This window comes from Chryseobacterium sp. OSA05B (genome assembly GCF_019970065.1).
Lineage (GTDB): Bacteria > Bacteroidota > Bacteroidia > Flavobacteriales > Weeksellaceae > Chryseobacterium.
The window spans coordinates 966,382-986,152 of the sequence record NZ_JAHXYH010000001.1 but is presented as its reverse complement, the minus strand read 5'-3'; the positions used below and the strand labels follow the sequence as shown (position 1 = coordinate 986,152).

The following is a 19,771-nucleotide window of genomic DNA, read 5'->3' as shown; positions in this document are numbered from 1 at the left end:
ATTTTCACTAAAAGCCAGACAAGCAATTCTTCAACATAAAGAAAAGAAAGAAAATTTGTGTGGGTAATTTTTAATCCAATCAATTGATATCAATCGTTTTATTTAGGGGTAATCAGAAAAGAAAAGCAAGCGATTTTCAGAAAATCTTTTGATAAATAAATTGTGCTAAAATTTCTTCCGGCCTTTTTTTTCCAAGTATGATTCCAGAAAATAAAGCCGGAAGAAAGTATAATTTACCAGTTTGGGTTTGTCAGCTATTTCAATTATTTTTTAGCAACGCTTATTACAGAAGATGAGCCGTCAGTATTTCTTATCCTTAAAAAATATTTACCTTTTAAGTAAGAATTCATTTTAATATTTCCCTTGTTTTCCTCCTTTGAACCTGTTGATTTTTGAGTAAACAGTAATTTCCCTGTGACATCATAAAGATCCAGTCCACTGATGTTTTCTGCCGAGGTGATATTCAAGACATCACTGCATGGATTCGGAAAAACCTGGGTCTTACTTTTTGTTTTGTTTACGGTATCGTCCACCCCTAAAGCCGCCGGAAAAGTTAGATTGATCCTGCTGTTGTAGTATTTGTTTTGGGCCATAAGCATATGAACAAATGTAAACTGGGTTTTTGAGGCAGAAGTTAGTTCTATCTCATGAAAGCCTCCAGGAGGAATGTTGACAGGAATACTGCCTGCCCCGTCATTGATAAAGCTGCTGTTTTGTTGGTTAATCGTGTACGGTAAATTATTGGTAAACCTGATTTTGTCTCCAATGACAACATTTTCATTTCTCTGATAAAGAGAGCCGTCTGAGTTGGCATTATTGATGTTAAGAATGATTGTTCTGCCGAAGCTTTTTGGACTTAGAGCCATGAAGAAAATGATCATAGTCCATTGAAAAAGTAGTTTTGTTTGCATGTAAAAAAAAATTTAATTGTTAATAGGTATAAGATTTAAAAAATTGCTAAGGTAATATGGGATGGTTCTGAAACTTTCTAACACTTAAGACAGGCTGTTTTTGAAATAGCCAGCCTGCTCAAGTTTAAAAAATACACTAACACTAATGAAAAAAATACGTGACGATTTTTGAATGATCCGAAATTAGGTATTTACATTAAAATATGAGCACTCCAAAAAAGGAACACAGCAGAAGCAGTATGGGATACGTAGATATTTAAGGACATCAGGTAAATGTATGGAAGTGTAAAATAAGACTTTAGGCTCAGCTATTTTTGGATAAAGAATTAATAAATATGCTTAAGCAGAAAAAGTCTGGACCGGATTATTCAGGTTGGGTGTTTGGAAACAGGATTTTATTTAAACAACATTTAATAGAGAATTGAGAAATAGTCATTTGATTTTTCATAAATTTTTATTTTAAATATTTGATTATCAAAATGTAGTAGGTAATACGTATGTTATAAAGAGGATAAGTGTTTTTATTTTAGCATTCAATTAAATAGTATTAAAAAATGGTAAAAAAATTATTTTTTTTCTTCTTCTCATTAAGTGTGTTTTTAGGTTCTTTCAGCTGTACTCAAAATCTGACGGATGATCAGCTAAAAAAAATCATCCGTGATATAGATCTCATGCCTGCAAATGATAAAGACATTCTGAAAATTCAAAATATCATAAAAAAATGTGAGGCATGTGAAGGGACAGGCTATCTCAAAATTGCCCGGATTTACAGCAAAAACGATAATAATGCGAAAGCTTTAGAGTATATTGAAAAAATAAACAGCAGGCAGCTAATTACTGCAGATACAAGTTTGGAAGAATTTTTCAGTTTGAAGTGTTTGCAGTCCAATATATACATATATTCAGGAGAATATGTAAAAGCACTAGACGAGCTTAATGAATTTTCTGCAGAACCTCGGGCCAAAAATTACCCTTATTATAATTATTTTATTTTATTAATGCGGGGAAGCATCAATATATTTATGCAAAATAATGCTGAGTCTTTAAGATGTTTCAGGGAGGCATATAAAATTTCAAAATTATGCCGGGAGAAAAAAAACCTTGACATGATACCCGGGAAAAAACATCAGGCTCAAATCGAAGACAGTTATAAATCTACTGCTTATTTAGCGGCTGTTTATCTTGGTATGGATAAACTGGATTCAGCCAGAATGTACATTAAAGAAGCTTTAGGGAATGCTGACCATTTGGATGATGTGAGAAATGCAGATATTAAATATTATACGTACCAGACTGCCGGATCTGTATACATGGAGGATCAAGACTATGGGAAAGCACAGAACTACTATCTTATGGCCAAAAAAATCGAAGAGAAATATTTGCCAAGGTATGATACTAAGCTTGCTGTATATAACTCCTTGCTCGAATTATATGAAAGAGAGGGAAGAAAGGACAGTATTAATTACTATTTGAAGAAAATAGTTGAGCTCCAGAAAAATAACAGTAAGACAGGTATCAACTTCAATAAGTCTTTGGATATCAGAGACCGAAAGCAAATGCAAAATCTGAAAAGCAGCAATGAAATATTGATTGATACACTGGTCATCATCCTTGTGGTCAGTACAGGACTCATTTACTTTGCCTTCTTTTTTTATAAAAAATATAAAGAAAAGACTCTGGATAAAAAAGATATTCCTTTAAGTGACTTAACCGGAATGGATCAATATAATGAATCGTTTAAAGAAGTTGTGTTACTTGCCAAAGGCAATAAACCTGAATTTCTGACAAGATTCAATCAGTTGTTTCCTGAATTTTCGGCGAAAATATTGTCTGTTAATGATGCTGTTCAAAGTTCAGAGCTAAGATTTTGTGCCTATCTGTATTTGAATTTTTCTACCAAGGATATCGCAGAATACACTTATATTTCGGTAAGAACCGTGCAGACGAAAAAATATAAATTACGAAAGAAATTAAATATTCCCGGTGATATTGATGTATATGTATGGCTTGATAATTTAATAAAATGATTGCAGGCTCCTATAGGGGAAATTCCATAAAATAAGAATGCTCATCCTCATCTACAGTTTTAAACCCCAGACTGTTATATAAATGTTGGGCTTTATTGGTTTTTAAGACGCTTAATGCTACTGTTTTTCCTGCTTCGGAAGCTTCTCTCAGAATAGCTGTTAAAATCATTTTTCCAAGCCCTTTCCCTTGTTGGATGGGGTCTATCTGCAGCTGCAGAACTTCTGTTTTTTCATCAGTCTTGTTGATCTTCAATAATCCGGCAGGTTTATCGTTTAAAAGGATGATATGGGCTTTGTCGAACTGATACAGGATTCTCTGAAGCGTTGTTTCTCTGTCCGTTGGGAGCTTGGAATCTGCGTAATGCTGATTCATGGTTTTCGTTCTTAGATCAAGAAGATAATCAATGTCGTTTTCTGAGGCTTTTCTATAGGTGATCGTCTTGTTCATAGGTTGTGTAGGAGATCTGATTTTTTGAGGCAGATCGTTGTTATCCGCCAAGAATTAATAGGAATCTAAGATAACGATTCTAGGATTTTTTTCCGCATTAATTCTCAGTTTCATTTCAATGGACTGTTTAAAAAAGGCATAGGCATAGTAGATGGTCTGTGCGTAAGGACCCTTTTCATCAGAGGAACAGTCTTTTATAAAATCACATTCACTTTCAATTTCTTTGAACAGAATCAGATTATTCTGATGGTGTGCCGTTATACGCTGGATGATGTCCTCTTCGTTTTTTGTAAAGTCATATTCATAACCGTCCATTTTTCTATCCAGGATCATTTTCATCAGCAGGATCATATAATCATTGAATTTTAAAAAATCTGTTGAATCTATATTAATACCGCCGTCACATTTCTTTAATCCATAATTCTCCAGTTCGTAAATGGGGAAATAATGCGTATAGTTCGCATATTGAAACATATAGCTGGTACAAATCGTTGAGGTGGGAAGTTCATACAGCCGGATAAGTCCATAACGGTCATACAATTCCTCAAAATATTTTTCCCTTGTGGCATAATCGCTCCCTGTATATTCTGAATACATATCTTCGCTGAGAAAAATATTGATCTCAAACAGTTCATCGGGCGTTATGGTATTGATGTCATTTCTAATCTTTTCGAGTACTTTTTCAAGGGTGATATCATAGGTGCCGATTTCTTTTTTTCTGTCTTCCAGAAACGCTTTAAATGTTCCGGTGTGGAATGTTCTGTGTTGCAGATCCTCATAAAGACGGGCAGACGCCTTCTCCTTATCGAACATATAAATTTCGGTATTTCTTCCCACGTACTTGTATCTGTAAATTATTTCAAACCTATTTTCAGACCCATTTCTTTTTTCATATACAGCAAAACTTCTGCGTTTCCTTTGGCATCGTCTACAGGATGATGCGTATGTTCTGTTTTACGGAGATGTTTCCATTGGGCGAAAGTATCTTTTTCCAGCCCGCAATACAGATCAGACAGTCTTCTTGATGAATAACCGAAAGGATTTTTTCCGGTAAAATGATGAAAGTACCAGCAGATAAACATCCAGTCGAAACCGTTATTGTCACTGATGAAAATAGGTCTTCCTTTGGAGTTTTTCTCAATCCATTCTTCAAATTCCAGCATCACTTCTTTGGGATCATCAAACTGCGTCGTTTCTTCTCTGCTGAAGCCCGAAACCGCCAAAGCATCCGGATTGAATTTTTCCGAAATAGGTTTCAGTTTTCCGTAGAACGTAGTATCCAGTTCCTCATTCACAAGGACCGCTCCAAAGCAGATCATCGAAAAATCTCCGGGAATCGGGCCATCCGATTCAATATCCACCATAATATAGCTCATCACTTTTATTTAATCAAACGAATATATTGAAAATTACCTCACGACTCTTAAGATTTAAAAGAGTTCAAAAAAATCTCTTCTTCCGATTTTCACCTTTGTCTGTGGGAGTAATTCAATTTCTTCATCCGGATCTGTTATTTTGATCTGATTAATCTGAATGCCTCCGCTTTGGATCATTCTGCGGACTGCTGATTTGCTGAGGTCACTTTTAAGCTGACTGCACAATTCCACCAATGTGATCAGGTTTTCTTGATGTTGAAGTGAAACTAAAGAAACCGGTTCATAGACTTTTTCTTCGGCGTTTTTACTTTGAAACTGGTTGCTGAAAAATTCTTCTGCCAGTTCTGCTGCTGCGTGATCATGGTATTGGGTAATGATATTCTTAGCGATCAGTTTCTTAATGTTCATTGGATTTTCGCCGTTTTGTATTTTTAAATGTAAATCTTTCTTTTCCTCAGCAGAAAAATCAGAAGCAAGGTCAATAAATTCATCGATAAGATTGTCCGGGATCGACATGGTTTTTCCAAACATATCATTAGGTTCGTCCGTAAGTCCGATAATGTTGTTCAGTGATTTGCTCATTTTTTCTTTGCCGTCAAGACCTTTGAGCAGAGGCATACACATGACAACCTGCGCTGACATCTGATGAACTTCCTGAAGCTGCCTTCCCATGGTACAGTTGAAAAGCTGATCCGTTCCGCCCATCTCAATATCGCATTTAATCTGTACAGAATCGAAACCCTGAAGGATAGGGTACACAAGCTCATGCATAGCAATCGGAGTGTTTTCCGTAAATCTTTTATTGAAATCATTCCTGTGCATCAGTTGGGCTACCGTGACCTTTGACATCAGCTGAATGACCTCTGAAAAATTCAAGGCATCCAGCCAGTCTGAATTAAAAACAATTTTGGTTTTTTCCACATCAATAATCTTCGATAGCTGATTGATGTACGTCTGCGCATTATGGTTGACATCTTCAACACTTAACGGTTTTCTGGCCTTGTTTTTTCCGGTCGGATCACCAATTCGGGCTGTAAAACTTCCAACCACGATCACGATCTGATGTCCCAGTTCCTGAAACTTTTTCAGTTTTTTGAGCACGACAGCATGACCCAGATGCAAATCCGGAGCGGTAGGATCAAATCCCAGTTTGATAATTAATTTCCTGTTTTCCTGTTCAGCCTGTTTGAGTTTTTGTTCCAGACCGTTTTCCGGTAGGATGATGGCTGCATTTTCTTGTAATGTACTGATCATAATAATTGGGTTTTTAAAACAAAAAAAGCCCGGACAATGCTGTCCGGGCTCTATATATAAATTAGATTATTCTTATTAAATTACAGATATAGAAAGTCTTCCCGAACGTTTCGCCGGGGAGTAATACTCACTGAAAAAAGGAAGACGCAATATGCTGTTTAAATGTTTCATTGATCATGTAAATATAAAAGCTTTTTGATGATAATCCAATATCTAAACCATTAAGACCCGCTGTAAAGTTCCATATCAGTTAAGATTTATAAAAAAACTCACTGTTCTTAACAGTTTAACAGTCCTAATGGCTTAAAATAAAGGTTTCAAAAACAATTTTACTTATCGCTCCTGCAGCTAATTCCATGCCATAAATCCTTTATATGCAAAATAAAGAATCGTTATAAATAATGCGTATTTAATGATTTTCTTGGTTAGCTTATATGTCCTGAATAATAGAGGACCGACGGTCTGTTTTGCTGCTAATTTTTCCATTTTTATTGATTTTAAAGGTTAAAAACCGGCTGTGAATACGTGTTTCTGATCTGCTCTTTCCAAATGTTCACTTCCTCGGGAGCTGCTTTATCAGCCTTGTCAAAAAAGAAGTGCTGAATGATTTCAAAACCGCTGTACAGGAAAATTCCGTTGTCGGAAGTTAGGGTAAGCGCTTTGTCCATGCCCATACGTTCATATTCTTCATGAGATTTTCCGTGGGTATTGATAATGACTGCTTTTTTTCCTTTTAACAATCCCTTCTGTACACCCTGATCATATCGGTAGGCGAAGCCATAACTGAAAACCCGGTCAATATAGCCTTTGATGATGGCAGGCATCCCGGTCCACCAGATGGGGTAAATAAATGTAATCTGTTCAGCCCAGGAAATATAGTCCTGCTCTGTTTTTACATCGTCTGCAATTTTCCCTGCGAACTGTCCCTGCATGTCTTCCAGAGAGAAAACCGGATTAAATCCTATTTTGTTCAGGTCTCTTACTACTATTTCGTATTGGTCTTTTTCCAGGCTTTCAATAACGGTTTGAAGCAAACCGCTGTTCAGGCTGTTTTCATTGGGATGTGCGTAAATGATTAAATGTCTCATCGTTTTTATTGTTTAAATGAATAAGACAAATGTAGAGCAGCAGAAGCCGCAAAAATTGTAAGAAAACGAAATTGAATCAGTCCGATCCGGAGCGGCAGATATCCTTTTGGAACTTTACGTATTTGGATGGAGAAATATTAATAAAATGCTTAAAATCATGGATAAGCTGGCTCTGATCATAGTAACCACATTCATCAATAATACTGAACCATTCGATCTTTTTGTTCCTTTCCTGTTCTTTCTCAATGAGGGTAATTGCTTTAAGAAAGCGGCTGTAACGGGCAAGTTCTTTGGAGGAATAGCCAAACTGATCTTTCTGTTTCATCTGGATATTTCTCTCGCTTTGACTGGTTTGTTCTGCAATGGTTTTTACAGGGTTAAGACCGATGTTTTCAAAATTACTCAGCAAGCGGCTTGTTTCATCCTGATCCTGAAGATAAGGACGGCAGAATTCAAGAATATGTGTGGTTTTTTCCTGTGGAGAATCGAATTCAGAGATCTGATGCCAGAGTTCCGTAAAACAATTGTCCTGCAAAAGCTCATCAGGGTCAGTGCCGTGGCTGGAAATCATCGCTTTTCCGAAGAAACGGTAAAAAGCATTGTCTTTAAAATTAGCCACGAGAATAGAACTTCCCACAGGCAGTGTATAGTCAAAAGCCTGTCGTACAGGGCCTAAAACAACACATTTGTCCACTTCAGCCACTGTATTTTCCTGAGTGGTCATAAAAACATTTTCCCCGAAAGAGAACAGCATAATCGTTTGGTAGGAGGGAAGCAGGGTTTTCGTCACAGAATGGGAAGAACCGTTTTCCGCGAAATAAAAATGAGTGAATACACTTTCAAATTCCTGGGGAACTGATATTTTAAGCTGGTGATATTCCGGTTGTGATTCCTGCATGACAAAGATTTTTTATAAGGCAATGGTGAATTTTGCTTCCCAAGTGAATTGTCAATTCTTAACTGCGTGTTTATAAAATTCAAAATCAATAATTCAAAATTATCATGTCAATGGTGAATTTTGCTTCGCAAGTGAATGGTGAATTAGTGGCGGATAATAAGATTCAAAATCCATAATCCAAAATTCAAAATTCTCTAAAAACGCTTAATTTTCTTATCCCAAACTCAGGTTAATTTAACTCTTTCTCCATTTTATAGTTGGTAAGACCGATTCCTTTTACCTCAACGGTTTGTTCCCTGATCATTTTAAAACCCATTTTTTCAAAGAAAGGTCTCGCTGTTTTACTGACATCGGCGGCCAGAATCTTTTCCTTGCGGACCGTGGCTTCCTGTTCTATAAAGGTATACATTTTCCGGGCAATTCCCTGTTGCTGAAAATCCTTATGAACGAAAAGAAGATCGATATAATTTCCCTGATCAAGGGTACAAAACCCTGCCATTTGACCATTAACTTTAGCGACGATGACGAATTGATGATCGATGACCCTGAGCCATCTTTCTTCATTTTCCGCGCCGGATTTCCATGCATTGATTTGATCACTGTCATAATCGTTTTTACAGACAGAAGTGACGGTATCTGAAAAAAGGGTGCGCATTTCTGCAAGATCGCCGGGAGTTGCTTTTCTGATGATCATGATTAGCTGATATATTTTGATTTGTAAATTTTCTGCTGTTCAGTAGTAAGCAAAGGATAAAAAAGATTCATCTGAATCAATGCATAATGCTTTACTGCCTCTTCTTTGTTGAGTTTAAAAGAAAGGCTGTTGTGGATGAGCCAGTTGTCTGCGATGATAAAAATCTGTGTGGTGAGGCTTCCCAGGATAAAATCTGGAATGTCATTTCTGAAAATATGGTCTTTCTGAAAACCTTCGAAAATTTCCCTGAACTCATCTTTTCTGGTGATGTTAATTGATTCATATTGTGATTCTATGACCGGAATTTTTTTTAGAATATCAAAGAAATTCATGAAGATGAAGCGGAAAGAATAGAAAACCTCATAGGTTGAAAAAGTAAAATGATACAGATCTTCCAGCGTTTTGTTTTCTATTTTCCGGAGATCATTCATTAAAACATCCATTTTAAGGATCAGTTCAGAAAAAAGGATCTTAATAATATCTTCCGAATGCTTAAAATGATAATGCAGATTTCCCGCACTAATGTTAAGTCCGGCTGCAATATGCCTCGTGGTGATATTGTTGTAGCCCTTTTCATTGAATAACTCCAATGCTTTTGATAATATTTTATCCTTGGTTTTCATAGTCCAAATATAAGAGACTTTAAATCATATTTCAAAATTAGAACATTTGTTCTAATTTTTATATCTTTGCATTATAAAATCTACCGGGATGGAAGGAAAAAAAATATTCAATTACGAAACTGCTGAAAACAGAAGCGCCCAAAAGGGAAAAGCGGTACAGGAAACACTGGTGAAAATCCTGCAGATTATCATAGGATTCATTATGGCCATACTTCATATGTGATGAAAAATAAAATTTCATGCTGGTTTTTGCTAGGAATTGCCGTCTGGCTATTGATTATTTTTCTGAGAAGGAAAGGAATTGTTATTCCGGTGATGAGCAATCATCTGACTGATTTTATCACGGTTCCCATGTACGCGTATATCATAGAATATCTGATGAATAACATTCTGGGCTATCACTGGAAACCCGATTTTAAATTTATTCTGTCTTCAACACTCTACCTTTCAATTTTGTTTGAAGTTGTCTGCCCGATGCTTTCAGAAAGATTTACAGGAGATATTTTGGATGTTGTAGCTTATCTTGCTGGAGGTGTAGTTTATTATTTTCTCAAGAACAGATTATTGAGTTTTTTCAAGGGTGATAGAATTTAAAATATTCCTGAATGTAAGATATTCAATAATCAGTCTTTCCTTTTCAAAATAAAATTTCAAAGAATAAATTACGTCTCCGGAGCGGAATTCTATGGTGTCAGGTTCTGCGCTGTATTCGAAGGGAATAGTACGGGTATTGCAATGAAATAAAAGCATATTATAGCCGAAATCCACAGAAGTAATTTCGTTGGTTGGAACTCCGGCTATTCTTCTTTGTTCCGGCGATTGTATGATCAATGCATCTTCCTCATTGGTAGATAAAGAAATTGTTTTAAAATCAACAGTTTTCCATTTGCCGATCAGTCTTTTCCTTTGTCTTTCTGTTTCTTCAGCCCTTGATATCGCTTTTTTCATATGATCCAATTGGAAATCACTTCGAAAAAAACTTCCAAAATAACCTTTTCCTTCTACAATGATCTTGTTGGAATCTAAAACCTTTATTTGAAATAAGACCTTGTCACGATCATACATTTCCAATCCTTTTATCTGAAGATTCTTATTGAGCAGATACTTTTTACCCCAATAGGTTGTACGTGCGGCCTGACCGTTCTCAAAATGCAGAAATTCCCGCCAATGATCGTTGTCTTTGGTAACCAATGAATCGGATAGCCATTCACCATTGAAGAAATCAGGTTTGTAGTCTTTAGAGCAGGAGACCAGCAGAAATCCTGTACATATCAGGAAACTGCCGGTCAGTATTTTTTGTAGCAGCATGGTCAAATTGTATCTGCTTCTAAATTATAAAATAAAGTTTAATTTCCTCCGCCTGCCCGCTTGGATTCTTCAAATTTCACTTCTTTCGTGGCTCCTTTCACATTATTGTTCCCGAATTTGTACGTTACGGAAAGATAAAGGTTTCTGGTAATGCCTTTATTGTAATATTCCACGTCATAGTTGGGATAATATTCTATCCCTTTGTTTCGGTTGGTGTTCAGAATATCATTCACATACAGATTGATCAGAAGCTTCTTTTCCATCAGATTCAGTTTCATCCCGGTATAAACGGAGGTATTGGCAAAATAATAGGTATTTCCGTCTCTGTTCGGGAGATTGCTCCAAAGTCCAAACATTAAAGTAAGCGTCTTGTTTTTATTCAGAAAGAAATTATTATCAACATTAAAATTGGCGCTGTATCCCTTGGGTGCAGCTATCGCCGTTGGATCGTAGGATTTTGTTTTGGAATAAAAAGCATTCACAAAAACATTGGATTCCAGCCATTTCAGCTTGTTGTAATTATAACTGATATTGATTCCGGTCTGATCTTCATTAAAGAAATTTTTCACAATACTGTATTTCGATTTCCCCTCCACGACCTGAATTCTGTCCCAGTCATCTTTCGTTTTGTTGTAGTACAGGGTGACATTAAAATTATTATTTAAAACATAGCCGAACTCCATATTATCCGAGAACGACGGCAACAGATAAGGATTCCCTGTACTGTACTCAAATTCCGAAACATAGAATTTAAAAGGATTCAGATTTCCGAAATACGGTCTTGAAATTCTTCTTGAATAATTCAGGGAGAATGAATGATTTTCGTTCGGTTTATAACTGATGTAAGCGGTAGGAAATAGTTTCCCGTATTTGATTTTCGCGGAAGAATCATCATTCATGGAAATTCCTTCCAGGGTTGTATATTCATAGCGAAGTCCTGCTTTTGCGTCCCATTTATCATTAATCTTAAAATTCGCGGAAGCATAGGCGGCATAATTCTGTTCGTTGTAAAAGAAAGTATTCGTTCTTTTTGTGTTAAGCATATACTGGTCATTCTCAATATTGAAGAAATTAAATTCAGAATCATTTTTGATCTTGGTATACTTCAGTCCCGCTTCTGTTTTAATCTTACCGAAATTTTTCTCAAGATCTGCCTGCCCGGAATAAATCCTGTACTTGCTCACTGGATTTGCAAAAGTAGAAACAATGTCCGAAGTAATGGTATTGTAGAAATTTCTCGCATTGGAATTATTGAGCATCATATTCGCGGTTAAACTCAGCTTACTTCCTGAAGAATCAATTTTCACATCATAAAATGCACTCGCATTGTGAATATTTCTGCGGTTTCTGTTATTGAAATTTGAGGCAACATCCAGATAGCCGTCCTTATCAAAAATACTGGCTTTACTCTCACCCTGTTCGATCGGATTGCTGAAGGAATAATTGTAATTGAACCCGATCAGATTTTTTTCATTGATTTTATATTCACCCTTTAAGCCACCTCCTTTATAGCGGTAATTGTTTGTATTGATACTGTTTGTTTTCCAGTAATTGTTGTCCGTAGTGCCGGTAAGATAATTATAAGAACGGTTCTCCCAATAATTGTCACCGATAGATAAGTTGCTGGTAATCGAAAGTTTTTCTCCCTGGTAATTAAAAGTGGCACCACTTCTGGTCGATGTTGTGGGCCTTCCCCAATATGAACTTCCCGAAGTCTGAATGGAACCGTTCCAGCCCAGACTGGAGTTTTTCTTAAGCACAATATTGATCAGTCCGCTTTTTCCCTCCGCTTCATATTTGGCAGGCGGTGTGGTGATGACTTCGATTTTTAAAATATCATCCGAACGGATCGTTTTCAGGTAATTGATCAGTTCCTGGCCGTTCAGATTCAGAAGCCTATCATTGATCATGACAGCGACATTACTTTTCCCGGCGATACTGATCGCATCATCCGTGGCACGAACCATTGGCGTTTTTGCAAGTGCTTCCACAGCATCAACTCCCTGTGAAGCTACAGAATTTTCGACATTGAAGACCAATCGGTCCACCTTTCTTTCAAATAATTTTTTTCTGGCAGTAAGAGTGACGCCTTCCAGTTTTTGTTCTACCGGAACCTCTTTCAGTTGGATGTCTTTTTTTGAATTTCCTTTTACGGTAATAGTTTCACTGTTGGTTTTTACCCCGTTTTTAATAATTTCAAGAATATAGTTTCCATCCTCTTTTAATGGAATTTTAAACATCCCGTTCTCGTCTGTGATCGCAGAAAATTTGGTATCCGCTTTTGTAATGAGTACTTCAGTTTCCGGGGCAGGTTTGTTCTGCAGGTCGGTCACTGTGCCTTCAAGGCTTTGTGCGAAAAAGTAAGTGGATGAGACAAGACTTAAAAGAAGAATAATCTTTCGGTTCATGGTTGGCTTTTCACATATAACAGTCCATCAACCGGTGGCATTACATAAGAAGTTGGAAAAAATAGAGAAGCTTTCAGTAAATCAGGTTTTGTTTTGGCTATTTTTGTAATATATTCCGAAAAATATTTCATCATGCATGACAGGCTTTTACAGGAGATGAATTCTGATTTTAATTTCAGTTCTGATGAAATTGAAACGGTTAAAATGTACTTTGAACCAGTCAGTTATCCAAAAAATACTCTCCTTGAAGAGGCAGGAAATATTCCCGGACATTTGTACTATATTGTATCCGGATATCTCAGGCTGTTTTATATGGATGAGGGCGGTAATGAAGTCACAACACATATCAATTGCCCTCCCGGATTTTTCACCTCTTATACCCATTTTATCAGCCAAACGAGATCTGAAGATAGTGTACAGTGTATTACAGACTGCACCCTTTTAAGAATCACCAAAGAAAATCTTGATAAGCTGGTCAGCAGCAGTCAGGTGATGAAGGATTTCAGCATTTCCGTGTTTCAGAAGTCTATTGCTTACAATGAAAATCGTTCCCGAGAACTGTCGGTCTTGAATGGAGAACAACGTTATCTTCAACTGATAGACAATTATCCGGAGATCATTCAGAATGTTCCCATTCAGTATATCGCTTCTTTTTTGGGAATGAAACCGGAAAGTCTGAGTAGGATACGGAGGAAAATAATTAACTGATTAAGAACCAAGAACAAAGAGCCAAGATGCTAGACATCAGACATCAGACTTTAATCAATTTTGGTAAGTCAATGGTCAATTTTGCTTAGCAAGTGAATGGTGAATGAAGATTTTAGATGTCAGATAACAGACATCAGATTTCAGACACGGGACTTTTACATTAATTTTCAGCTAGTCATAAAGTTTCGGGATGCGTGTTTCGCGGTTTGAACTAGCAACTGTCAACTAGTAACTGCCAAACAGCAACAAAAACTAACAAAAGTCAAGTGGTTCCGGAGCAGGGATGGTGAACTTTACAGCATTAAAATCAATGCAATGATCAAGAACAATCTGGCTCTGGTTTCAGGGGCCAACGGACATTTGGGAAATAATGTGGTAAGGCTTTTATTAAAAAAGGGGATTCCAGTACGGGCAGCAGTGAGAAATAGGAACAACACAAAACCTTTCGAAGGGCTGAACTGTGAGCTTGTACAGGCTGATATCACAGATAAAACTTCTTTTGTACAGGCACTTCAGGGCGTGGAAACTTTTTATGCTGTGGGCGCTGCCTTTAAACTTTGGGCAAAAGATCCGAAAAAGGAAATCTATGACGTGAATATCAACGGTACCCGGAATACGATAGAAGCGGCAGCTGAAGCCGGTGTAAAGAAAATAGTTTATGTAAGCTCAATTGCTGCTTTAAATTATTCAAAACTTCCGGCAAGAGAGATTGGTGGCTATAATCCGGACAGAAGAGATATGTATTACAATTCTAAAAATGATGGCGAAAAACTGGCTTTCGAATTGGCGCAGAAGCTGGGTGTTGAACTGGTTTCCGTAATGCCTTCCGCAATGATTGGCAGTGATGCTTTTTTCCCATTGAATGTTTCCTACAATATCCTGAAGCTTATTCTGAATAAAGAAATCCCAGTCGATACAAAGATCACACTGAATTGGATTGATGTAAAGGATGTAGCAGAAGGATGCTATCTCGCTGCCCAAAAAGGACGCCCGGGTGAACGTTATATTTTAGCTAATGAAAAGTGTATGACAATAACAGATACCACTATTTTAGCAGGTAAATTATATCCTGAACTGGATGTAAAAGTACCGGGTTCAGTTCCCAAACTTTTACTGTATGCTATTGCAGGAATTATGGAGGTGACCGCAAAATTCAATGGAAAACCACCTTTGCTGACGAGGAAAGATATTGCGATGTTCTCCGGACTTCAGCAGGATTTTGATATTTCCAAATCCAGAAATGAATTGGGGTTTAATCCAAAAAGTCCCGAACTGGCCGTAAAAGAAGCATTGGATTATCTGATGAAAAATAAAAATCTTCTGGGGCTTGAAAAAGCCTCTTTTTACGGGGTGTAAAGCTGAATAATAGATCCTTTATAATATTTCGTCAGATCATAAAGTTCTCCGAAATAATGCTGTAGTGCAAGATCGTTACTTTGACCGGATCCTTTTGCCCGGAACTGCTCTTCTGCAAGGGCATATAAAGCCGGATGTTCCGTTTTTAAATAATGGGAAAGTACTGCACAGCTTCCTTTTTCCTCCAGCGCAATGTCTGTGAAAAACAGACCATAGATCAGAAACTGATTGAAATTTTGAGAATTCACTCTGAAATCAAGCTTCTGTTTGGAGTACTTCTCGTAATCGGAAAGAATTTCCTGGAAAGAATGTACATTTTCTTCTTTCGGGATTTCGTAGAAAAGATCGAGACCATGGATGAACAGCTGGGTTTTAGCTTCTTCACTATCTGTTGGGTATGCATTACTGAACCACGTGAAAATACTTGAAAGCTCTTCTTTGGAAAGGTCTTCCACAGAATCTTTTACTTTATTTTTGATAATTTCAAGGCTTACTTTGGCATCAGCCTGGAGAAAACTCAGGACATTTTCTTCCTCACGGCAGATTTTATTGTACAAATTGATTTTAGCAATATTCGGATTCGTTTTGATGAAATAAAGTTCTTCTGCCATTGCTTGATACCACATGATCTTTTCCAAAATGGTACCTAAAGATACGAAATATGTAGCGATTAAAATCAAAAATATTATGCAGTGAATGATTAATCATTTTTGATGGTTTCATGAAGGGCAATCCGGTTTCCTTCAGAGTCTTCCAATTCAGCGACTGCAAATCCATACTTTTCATTGATTTTTTTAGGATAGAGTATTTTTCCGCCATTCTGAAGCACCCTTGCTAATGTGCGGTCAATATTTTCTGTTTTAAAATAAATAATAATTCCATCTTTTGTCGGTTGATACACATCACCTTTTGCCAGTGCTCCGGTAATACCACTGCTTTTTTCTTCAAAGGGAAATAAAGACATTTCATAACCGTCAATATCTTCTTTTTCAAAAGTGAAATTAAAAACAGCCGTGTAAAAATGCTCGGCACGTTTCATATCAGTGACAGGAATTTCGAAGTAAACAACAGGATTGGAAGGATTCATATTTTTTTCTTTAGGGTTACAGGATAAGAGGAGTAAAAGGGTAATGGAACCATATAAAAATCGTACAAACGGAATTTCTTTATTCTTTATCATTAGCTTTTTCATTTTTACACATGGGATTAGGGATGGAAATTACAGAGATATTTTTAAATTGGAAAGAACATATTGATACTAAAACAAGGTAATATTCAATAAAAATAGGCTTTAGCCAAAACCTGAGTATCATCTCAATTCGAAACGGTTTGTGAAAAGATAAAAATAGATAGACTTATCTATTTTTATCTTACCTTTGTAAAAATTTTCAGGATGAAAAAAGAAAAAGTACAGGAAAGAATCATCAGAGTGGCTTCGGATCTGTTTTACAGACAAGGCTTCAATTCAACGGGAATCAACCAGATTATTGCTGAGGCAGATATTGCGATCGGATCACTGTACAATCACTTCTCATCCAAGAATGATCTTCTCCAGGCTTATTTGATCAAACAGGAAGTAGAATGGTTCAACGGTTTTGAAGAACATTCTTCCAAAATTTCTGACCCGGGAGAAAAACTCCTTTCGCTGATAGATTACCGGAAAAAATTACAAAAATCTTCAAAATTTGCAGGCTGCCATTTTATAAAAATTGTGGCCGAAGTAGGAGACAGCAGTCCTGCTGTTTCTGATTTTGCCAGACAGCACAAGGAAAAACAAAAGGAAATGATCCGAACAATGGTCAATGAACATGCCGAAAATAAAAAGGATATCGATACAGATATGCTTACGGAACAAATTTTTCTTTTGATAGAAGGTGCTGTAGTCACTTCTACGATCCATAAAAACACAGATTCTTTTGATCAAATCCAAAAAATGATTAAGGCTCAGTTGTCTTAATTTTTTTCTCCTTTAAAAAATAGATATATCTATATAAAAATGAATCCTAAATATTTGAAATTGATCGTGATATTATCCGGTCAGCTGTTGACGATCATGGATATCTTCATCATCAATGTATCCATTCCGTCCATACAGCGTGACCTTCATGCTTCCAACGGAGAAATGCAGCTGATGATCGCGTCTTATCTGATTGGCTTTGCTTCATTCCTTATTACGGGTGGAAGGTTGGGTGATCTGTATGGGAGAAAAAAGATTTTCATGATCGGGCTGGTATTTTTTATGCTGAGTTCGGTGGCGTGTGGAATTTCGGTTGGACCGGAAGTTCTTGTGATCTCCCGTTTTATTCAGGGAATCAGTGCGGCGATGATGTCTCCGCAGGTTTTGTCAATGATACAGGTTCTGTTTACAGCCCATGAAGAAAGAACAAAAGCGATGGGGTGGTATGGAATTACCATTGGAGCGGGAACCATTTCAGGTCAGTTTCTGGGAGGTTATTTTTCGTCGGTAACCTGGATAGAAGAATCTTGGCGGCTTATTTTCCTGATCAATATTCCGATATGTCTGATGGCCTTGCTTTTCAGCAAAAAAATATTGAATGAGTCTCAGGTTTCAGCAGAAAAAAAGACTTTTGATTTCTTTGGAGTTATTCTATTGGCTACAGCACTTTTTTGTTTTACCTATGCGCTTACGATGTCTGAGCATCAGGGAATTCAGATCAAAAGTATAGTACTGGCAGTGATTTCAATATGTATTTTAATCTGTTTTATCAAAAATCAAAAGATGAGGTTAGAGAAAGGGAAATCTTACCTGATGGATTTTAATGTATTCAGCTATCAAAACTTCAATCTGGGAATACTGGCCGTTTCCTTCTTCTTCATTATGCTGGATTCTTATTTTTATATTCTTTCACTTTTTTTCCAGGATGGGCTTCAAATCGGGTCAATGGCGGCAGGGGAAATTATTGTTTTCCAGGGACTTGGTTTTATTCTGGCTTCTGTGTTTTCTGCAAGATTTATTTTAAGATATGGTAAAAGGTTTTTAATGACCGGATTGGTTTTGATCATGGCGGTTCTGGTCCTGCAAATCCTTTTATTCGATAAGGAAACGCCATTTTTTGTGCTCTGTCTCTTACTTTTTTTCCACGGAATCGGGGTGGGTTCCATTATTCCTTCACTTGCGAATATTGCGCTGTCCGGACTGCCATCTACATTGGCAGGAAATGCTTCGGGAGTCTACAATACCTTTGTGCAGGCTGCTGCTATCGTAGGAATTATCGTGGTGGGAAGTATTTTCTATTATTTTCTCGGAACAAAACCTTCTCCACAAAACTATCACCTGGCTTTTTCGGTTGCTTTGGCTGTGAATATTGTCTGTCTGGTTATTGTTCTGCTTTCGATTGCAAAAGTTCCGGACTATATACTTCCTAAAACAAAACTAAAAGACTCTAAGTTGTAAATGAATGTCCAAAAGTAACTTCCATCCTCCATCTTCCGGCTTCCAAGCCCTTAATTACTTCAAATACTTTTCTATTGTGGAATCCAGCGTTTCCTGTCCGCCCAGTTCTTTTGAAACGATTTTTCCGTTTCGGTCTACAATGATGAAAAGCGGATATCCTCCAGCGTTGAGTTTCCTGGTGAATTCTTTTGTCGTGTCAAAATAGCTTTTCCAGGTGACCTTATTCTCCTTGAATATTTTATTGGCCAGATCCATTCTCTGCTGCGTTTTGTCGTCTGCTACACTGATGAAATTCACACCTTTTTCTTTGTACTTGTCATACAGTTTAACAAGCTCGGGAAGCTCTTTAATACAGGGTTTACAGCTGGTAGACCAATAGTCGATCAGTGTAATTTTATAATCAGAGAAAGTTGCTTTGGTGATTTTACTCTCAGGACCGAAATCAATATCAGGAAAATTTCCCCCTACATTGGTTGAGTTTTCAAGAATTAATATGTTTTCAAAATCCTTAAAACATGAAGAAGCTTTTATTTTTTTTGAAAATAACGGAAGATCTGCCAGATAATTTTTATGAAAACCATATTTTGAAAAAGCATCTATAATCTCCCAAAACGCAGGATATGATTCCGGATTTTTTTTGATGTATGCTTTCAACAGTTTTTCTTTATTGTCAAGGTCGGCTGGATTATTTTGTTCAAACGGTTTGAGTTTTTCGTCCGCCGGTTGAAGATATTCTTTCAGCTTTTTATAGTCGTTGTTGATAACAGCATCAGGTGGGATGACCAATGTTAAATTTTTATCAGCGACCTGAATTTTTAAATTTCCGTTTTCAATGAAGAACATTTTCGATTGTTGGAATCCTTTTTTATCTTCTTTTGGCCCCATCATAATCACCGGCATAGGACAGGGAACAGTTCCGCTGATGATGTTATTCTCAGGCTGAATTTTAATGAGCGCTCCTTTTGAATTTCCGATAGTTTTAACATTTTTATTATTCGCATTTAAATTCAGACTATACAGCGAAATAATGTTTCTTGAAGTAGGGGGAGGTGCCAGCAGCAGAGAATCTTTTTCAAATGAAGGGGCCATCAATTCAATATTAAACTGTGTTTGGGAAAATGCAGAACTGCTTACTAAAAATAACAAAATCTGTGAAATTCTTTTCATATTAATGGATTGAATCATAAAGATATTACTTCATTATTCGATGTACAAATTTATTTACTCTGTCAATACAGTGTACGTATTTAAAGCTTG

Annotated in this window: 21 protein-coding genes; 7 read left to right on the top strand and 14 right to left on the bottom strand. The window is 36.8% G+C overall.

Annotation, left to right across the window (positions count from 1 at the left end; all coding sequences use genetic code 11):
- Positions 1–263: 263 nt before the first annotated feature.
- Complete coding sequence (locus LC419_RS04505) at positions 264–911, bottom strand: T9SS type A sorting domain-containing protein (RefSeq protein ID WP_223606241.1); 648 nt, start codon at positions 909–911, stop codon at positions 264–266.
- 554 nt (positions 912–1,465) lie between these two features.
- On the opposite strand from LC419_RS04505, the gene LC419_RS04500 reads away from it, so the two are divergent.
- Positions 1,466–2,938 carry a hypothetical protein gene (locus LC419_RS04500; RefSeq protein WP_223606240.1) on the top strand — a complete coding sequence of 491 codons (1,473 nt, stop codon included), beginning with the start codon at positions 1,466–1,468 and terminating at the stop codon, positions 2,936–2,938.
- A gap of 10 nt (positions 2,939–2,948) precedes the next feature.
- Here LC419_RS04500 and LC419_RS04495 read toward each other — a convergent pair whose 3' ends face one another.
- The 8 genes from LC419_RS04495 to LC419_RS04460 form a co-directional block, all read right to left on the bottom strand.
- Entirely contained in the window at positions 2,949–3,386 is a 438-nt protein-coding gene (locus LC419_RS04495; RefSeq protein ID WP_223606239.1) for an N-acetyltransferase, read from the bottom strand.
- 54 nt (positions 3,387–3,440) lie between these two features.
- Positions 3,441–4,223 (bottom strand): hypothetical protein, encoded by a 783-nt coding sequence (locus tag LC419_RS04490; RefSeq protein ID WP_223606238.1) that lies wholly within the window; start codon positions 4,221–4,223, stop codon positions 3,441–3,443.
- A gap of 17 nt (positions 4,224–4,240) precedes the next feature.
- Positions 4,241–4,762, bottom strand: coding sequence for a 3'-5' exoribonuclease (locus LC419_RS04485; RefSeq protein WP_223606237.1), 522 nt, complete (start codon positions 4,760–4,762; stop codon positions 4,241–4,243).
- Positions 4,763–4,816: 54 nt separating this feature from the next.
- The gene (tyrS, locus tag LC419_RS04480) at positions 4,817–6,016 is read right to left on the bottom strand and encodes a tyrosine--tRNA ligase (RefSeq protein ID WP_223606236.1); all 1,200 of its coding nucleotides are present in this window, start codon (positions 6,014–6,016) and stop codon (positions 4,817–4,819) included.
- A 497-nt stretch (positions 6,017–6,513) separates the two neighbouring features.
- A complete protein-coding gene (locus LC419_RS04475) occupies positions 6,514–7,104 on the bottom strand; it encodes an NAD(P)H-dependent oxidoreductase (protein WP_223606235.1) in 591 nt (196 codons plus the stop codon).
- Between the two features lie 76 nt (positions 7,105–7,180).
- Complete coding sequence (locus LC419_RS04470; protein WP_223606234.1) at positions 7,181–8,002, bottom strand: AraC family transcriptional regulator; 822 nt, start codon at positions 8,000–8,002, stop codon at positions 7,181–7,183.
- A 229-nt stretch (positions 8,003–8,231) separates the two neighbouring features.
- Positions 8,232–8,696: a GNAT family N-acetyltransferase gene (locus LC419_RS04465; protein WP_223606233.1), complete on the bottom strand. Its 465-nt coding sequence runs from the start codon at positions 8,694–8,696 to the stop codon at positions 8,232–8,234.
- A gap of 2 nt (positions 8,697–8,698) precedes the next feature.
- Positions 8,699–9,319 (bottom strand): TetR/AcrR family transcriptional regulator, encoded by a 621-nt coding sequence (locus tag LC419_RS04460; protein ID WP_223606232.1) that lies wholly within the window; start codon positions 9,317–9,319, stop codon positions 8,699–8,701.
- Between the two features lie 88 nt (positions 9,320–9,407).
- Between LC419_RS04460 and LC419_RS24115 the strand changes: the two genes are divergently transcribed.
- The gene (locus LC419_RS24115; RefSeq protein ID WP_262901688.1) at positions 9,408–9,542 is read left to right on the top strand and encodes a hypothetical protein; all 135 of its coding nucleotides are present in this window, start codon (positions 9,408–9,410) and stop codon (positions 9,540–9,542) included.
- On the top strand, positions 9,542–9,913 hold the full coding sequence (locus tag LC419_RS04455) for a hypothetical protein (RefSeq protein WP_223606231.1): 372 nt from the start codon (positions 9,542–9,544) through the stop codon (positions 9,911–9,913). Before LC419_RS24115 ends, LC419_RS04455 begins: the two co-directional genes overlap by 1 nt.
- Here the strand turns inward: LC419_RS04455 and LC419_RS04450 are convergent.
- The gene (locus LC419_RS04450; RefSeq protein ID WP_223606230.1) at positions 9,881–10,627 is read right to left on the bottom strand and encodes a hypothetical protein; all 747 of its coding nucleotides are present in this window, start codon (positions 10,625–10,627) and stop codon (positions 9,881–9,883) included. The genes LC419_RS04455 and LC419_RS04450 overlap by 33 nt on opposite strands.
- A 38-nt stretch (positions 10,628–10,665) precedes the next feature.
- On the bottom strand, positions 10,666–13,035 hold the full coding sequence (locus tag LC419_RS04445; protein ID WP_223606229.1) for an outer membrane beta-barrel family protein: 2,370 nt from the start codon (positions 13,033–13,035) through the stop codon (positions 10,666–10,668).
- A gap of 132 nt (positions 13,036–13,167) precedes the next feature.
- On the opposite strand from LC419_RS04445, the gene LC419_RS04440 reads away from it, so the two are divergent.
- Both LC419_RS04440 and LC419_RS04435 read left to right on the top strand, forming a co-directional pair.
- On the top strand, positions 13,168–13,743 hold the full coding sequence (locus tag LC419_RS04440) for a Crp/Fnr family transcriptional regulator (RefSeq protein WP_223606228.1): 576 nt from the start codon (positions 13,168–13,170) through the stop codon (positions 13,741–13,743).
- Positions 13,744–14,058: 315 nt separating this feature from the next.
- Entirely contained in the window at positions 14,059–15,099 is a 1,041-nt protein-coding gene (locus tag LC419_RS04435) for an NAD-dependent epimerase/dehydratase family protein (RefSeq protein WP_223606227.1), read from the top strand.
- Here LC419_RS04435 and LC419_RS04430 read toward each other — a convergent pair.
- Positions 15,087–15,710 (bottom strand): hypothetical protein, encoded by a 624-nt coding sequence (locus LC419_RS04430; protein WP_223606226.1) that lies wholly within the window; start codon positions 15,708–15,710, stop codon positions 15,087–15,089. The genes LC419_RS04435 and LC419_RS04430 overlap by 13 nt on opposite strands.
- Before the next feature lie 89 nt (positions 15,711–15,799).
- Positions 15,800–16,279, bottom strand: coding sequence for a VOC family protein (locus tag LC419_RS04425; protein WP_223606225.1), 480 nt, complete (start codon positions 16,277–16,279; stop codon positions 15,800–15,802).
- A gap of 213 nt (positions 16,280–16,492) precedes the next feature.
- On the opposite strand from LC419_RS04425, the gene LC419_RS04420 reads away from it, so the two are divergent.
- Positions 16,493–17,056 (top strand): TetR/AcrR family transcriptional regulator, encoded by a 564-nt coding sequence (locus tag LC419_RS04420; RefSeq protein ID WP_223606224.1) that lies wholly within the window; start codon positions 16,493–16,495, stop codon positions 17,054–17,056.
- Positions 17,057–17,095: 39 nt separating this feature from the next.
- Complete coding sequence (locus LC419_RS04415; protein WP_223606223.1) at positions 17,096–18,514, top strand: MFS transporter; 1,419 nt, start codon at positions 17,096–17,098, stop codon at positions 18,512–18,514.
- A gap of 54 nt (positions 18,515–18,568) precedes the next feature.
- Here LC419_RS04415 and LC419_RS04410 read toward each other — a convergent pair whose 3' ends face one another.
- Entirely contained in the window at positions 18,569–19,681 is a 1,113-nt protein-coding gene (locus LC419_RS04410; protein ID WP_223606222.1) for a TlpA disulfide reductase family protein, read from the bottom strand.
- Positions 19,682–19,771 lie beyond the last annotated feature (90 nt).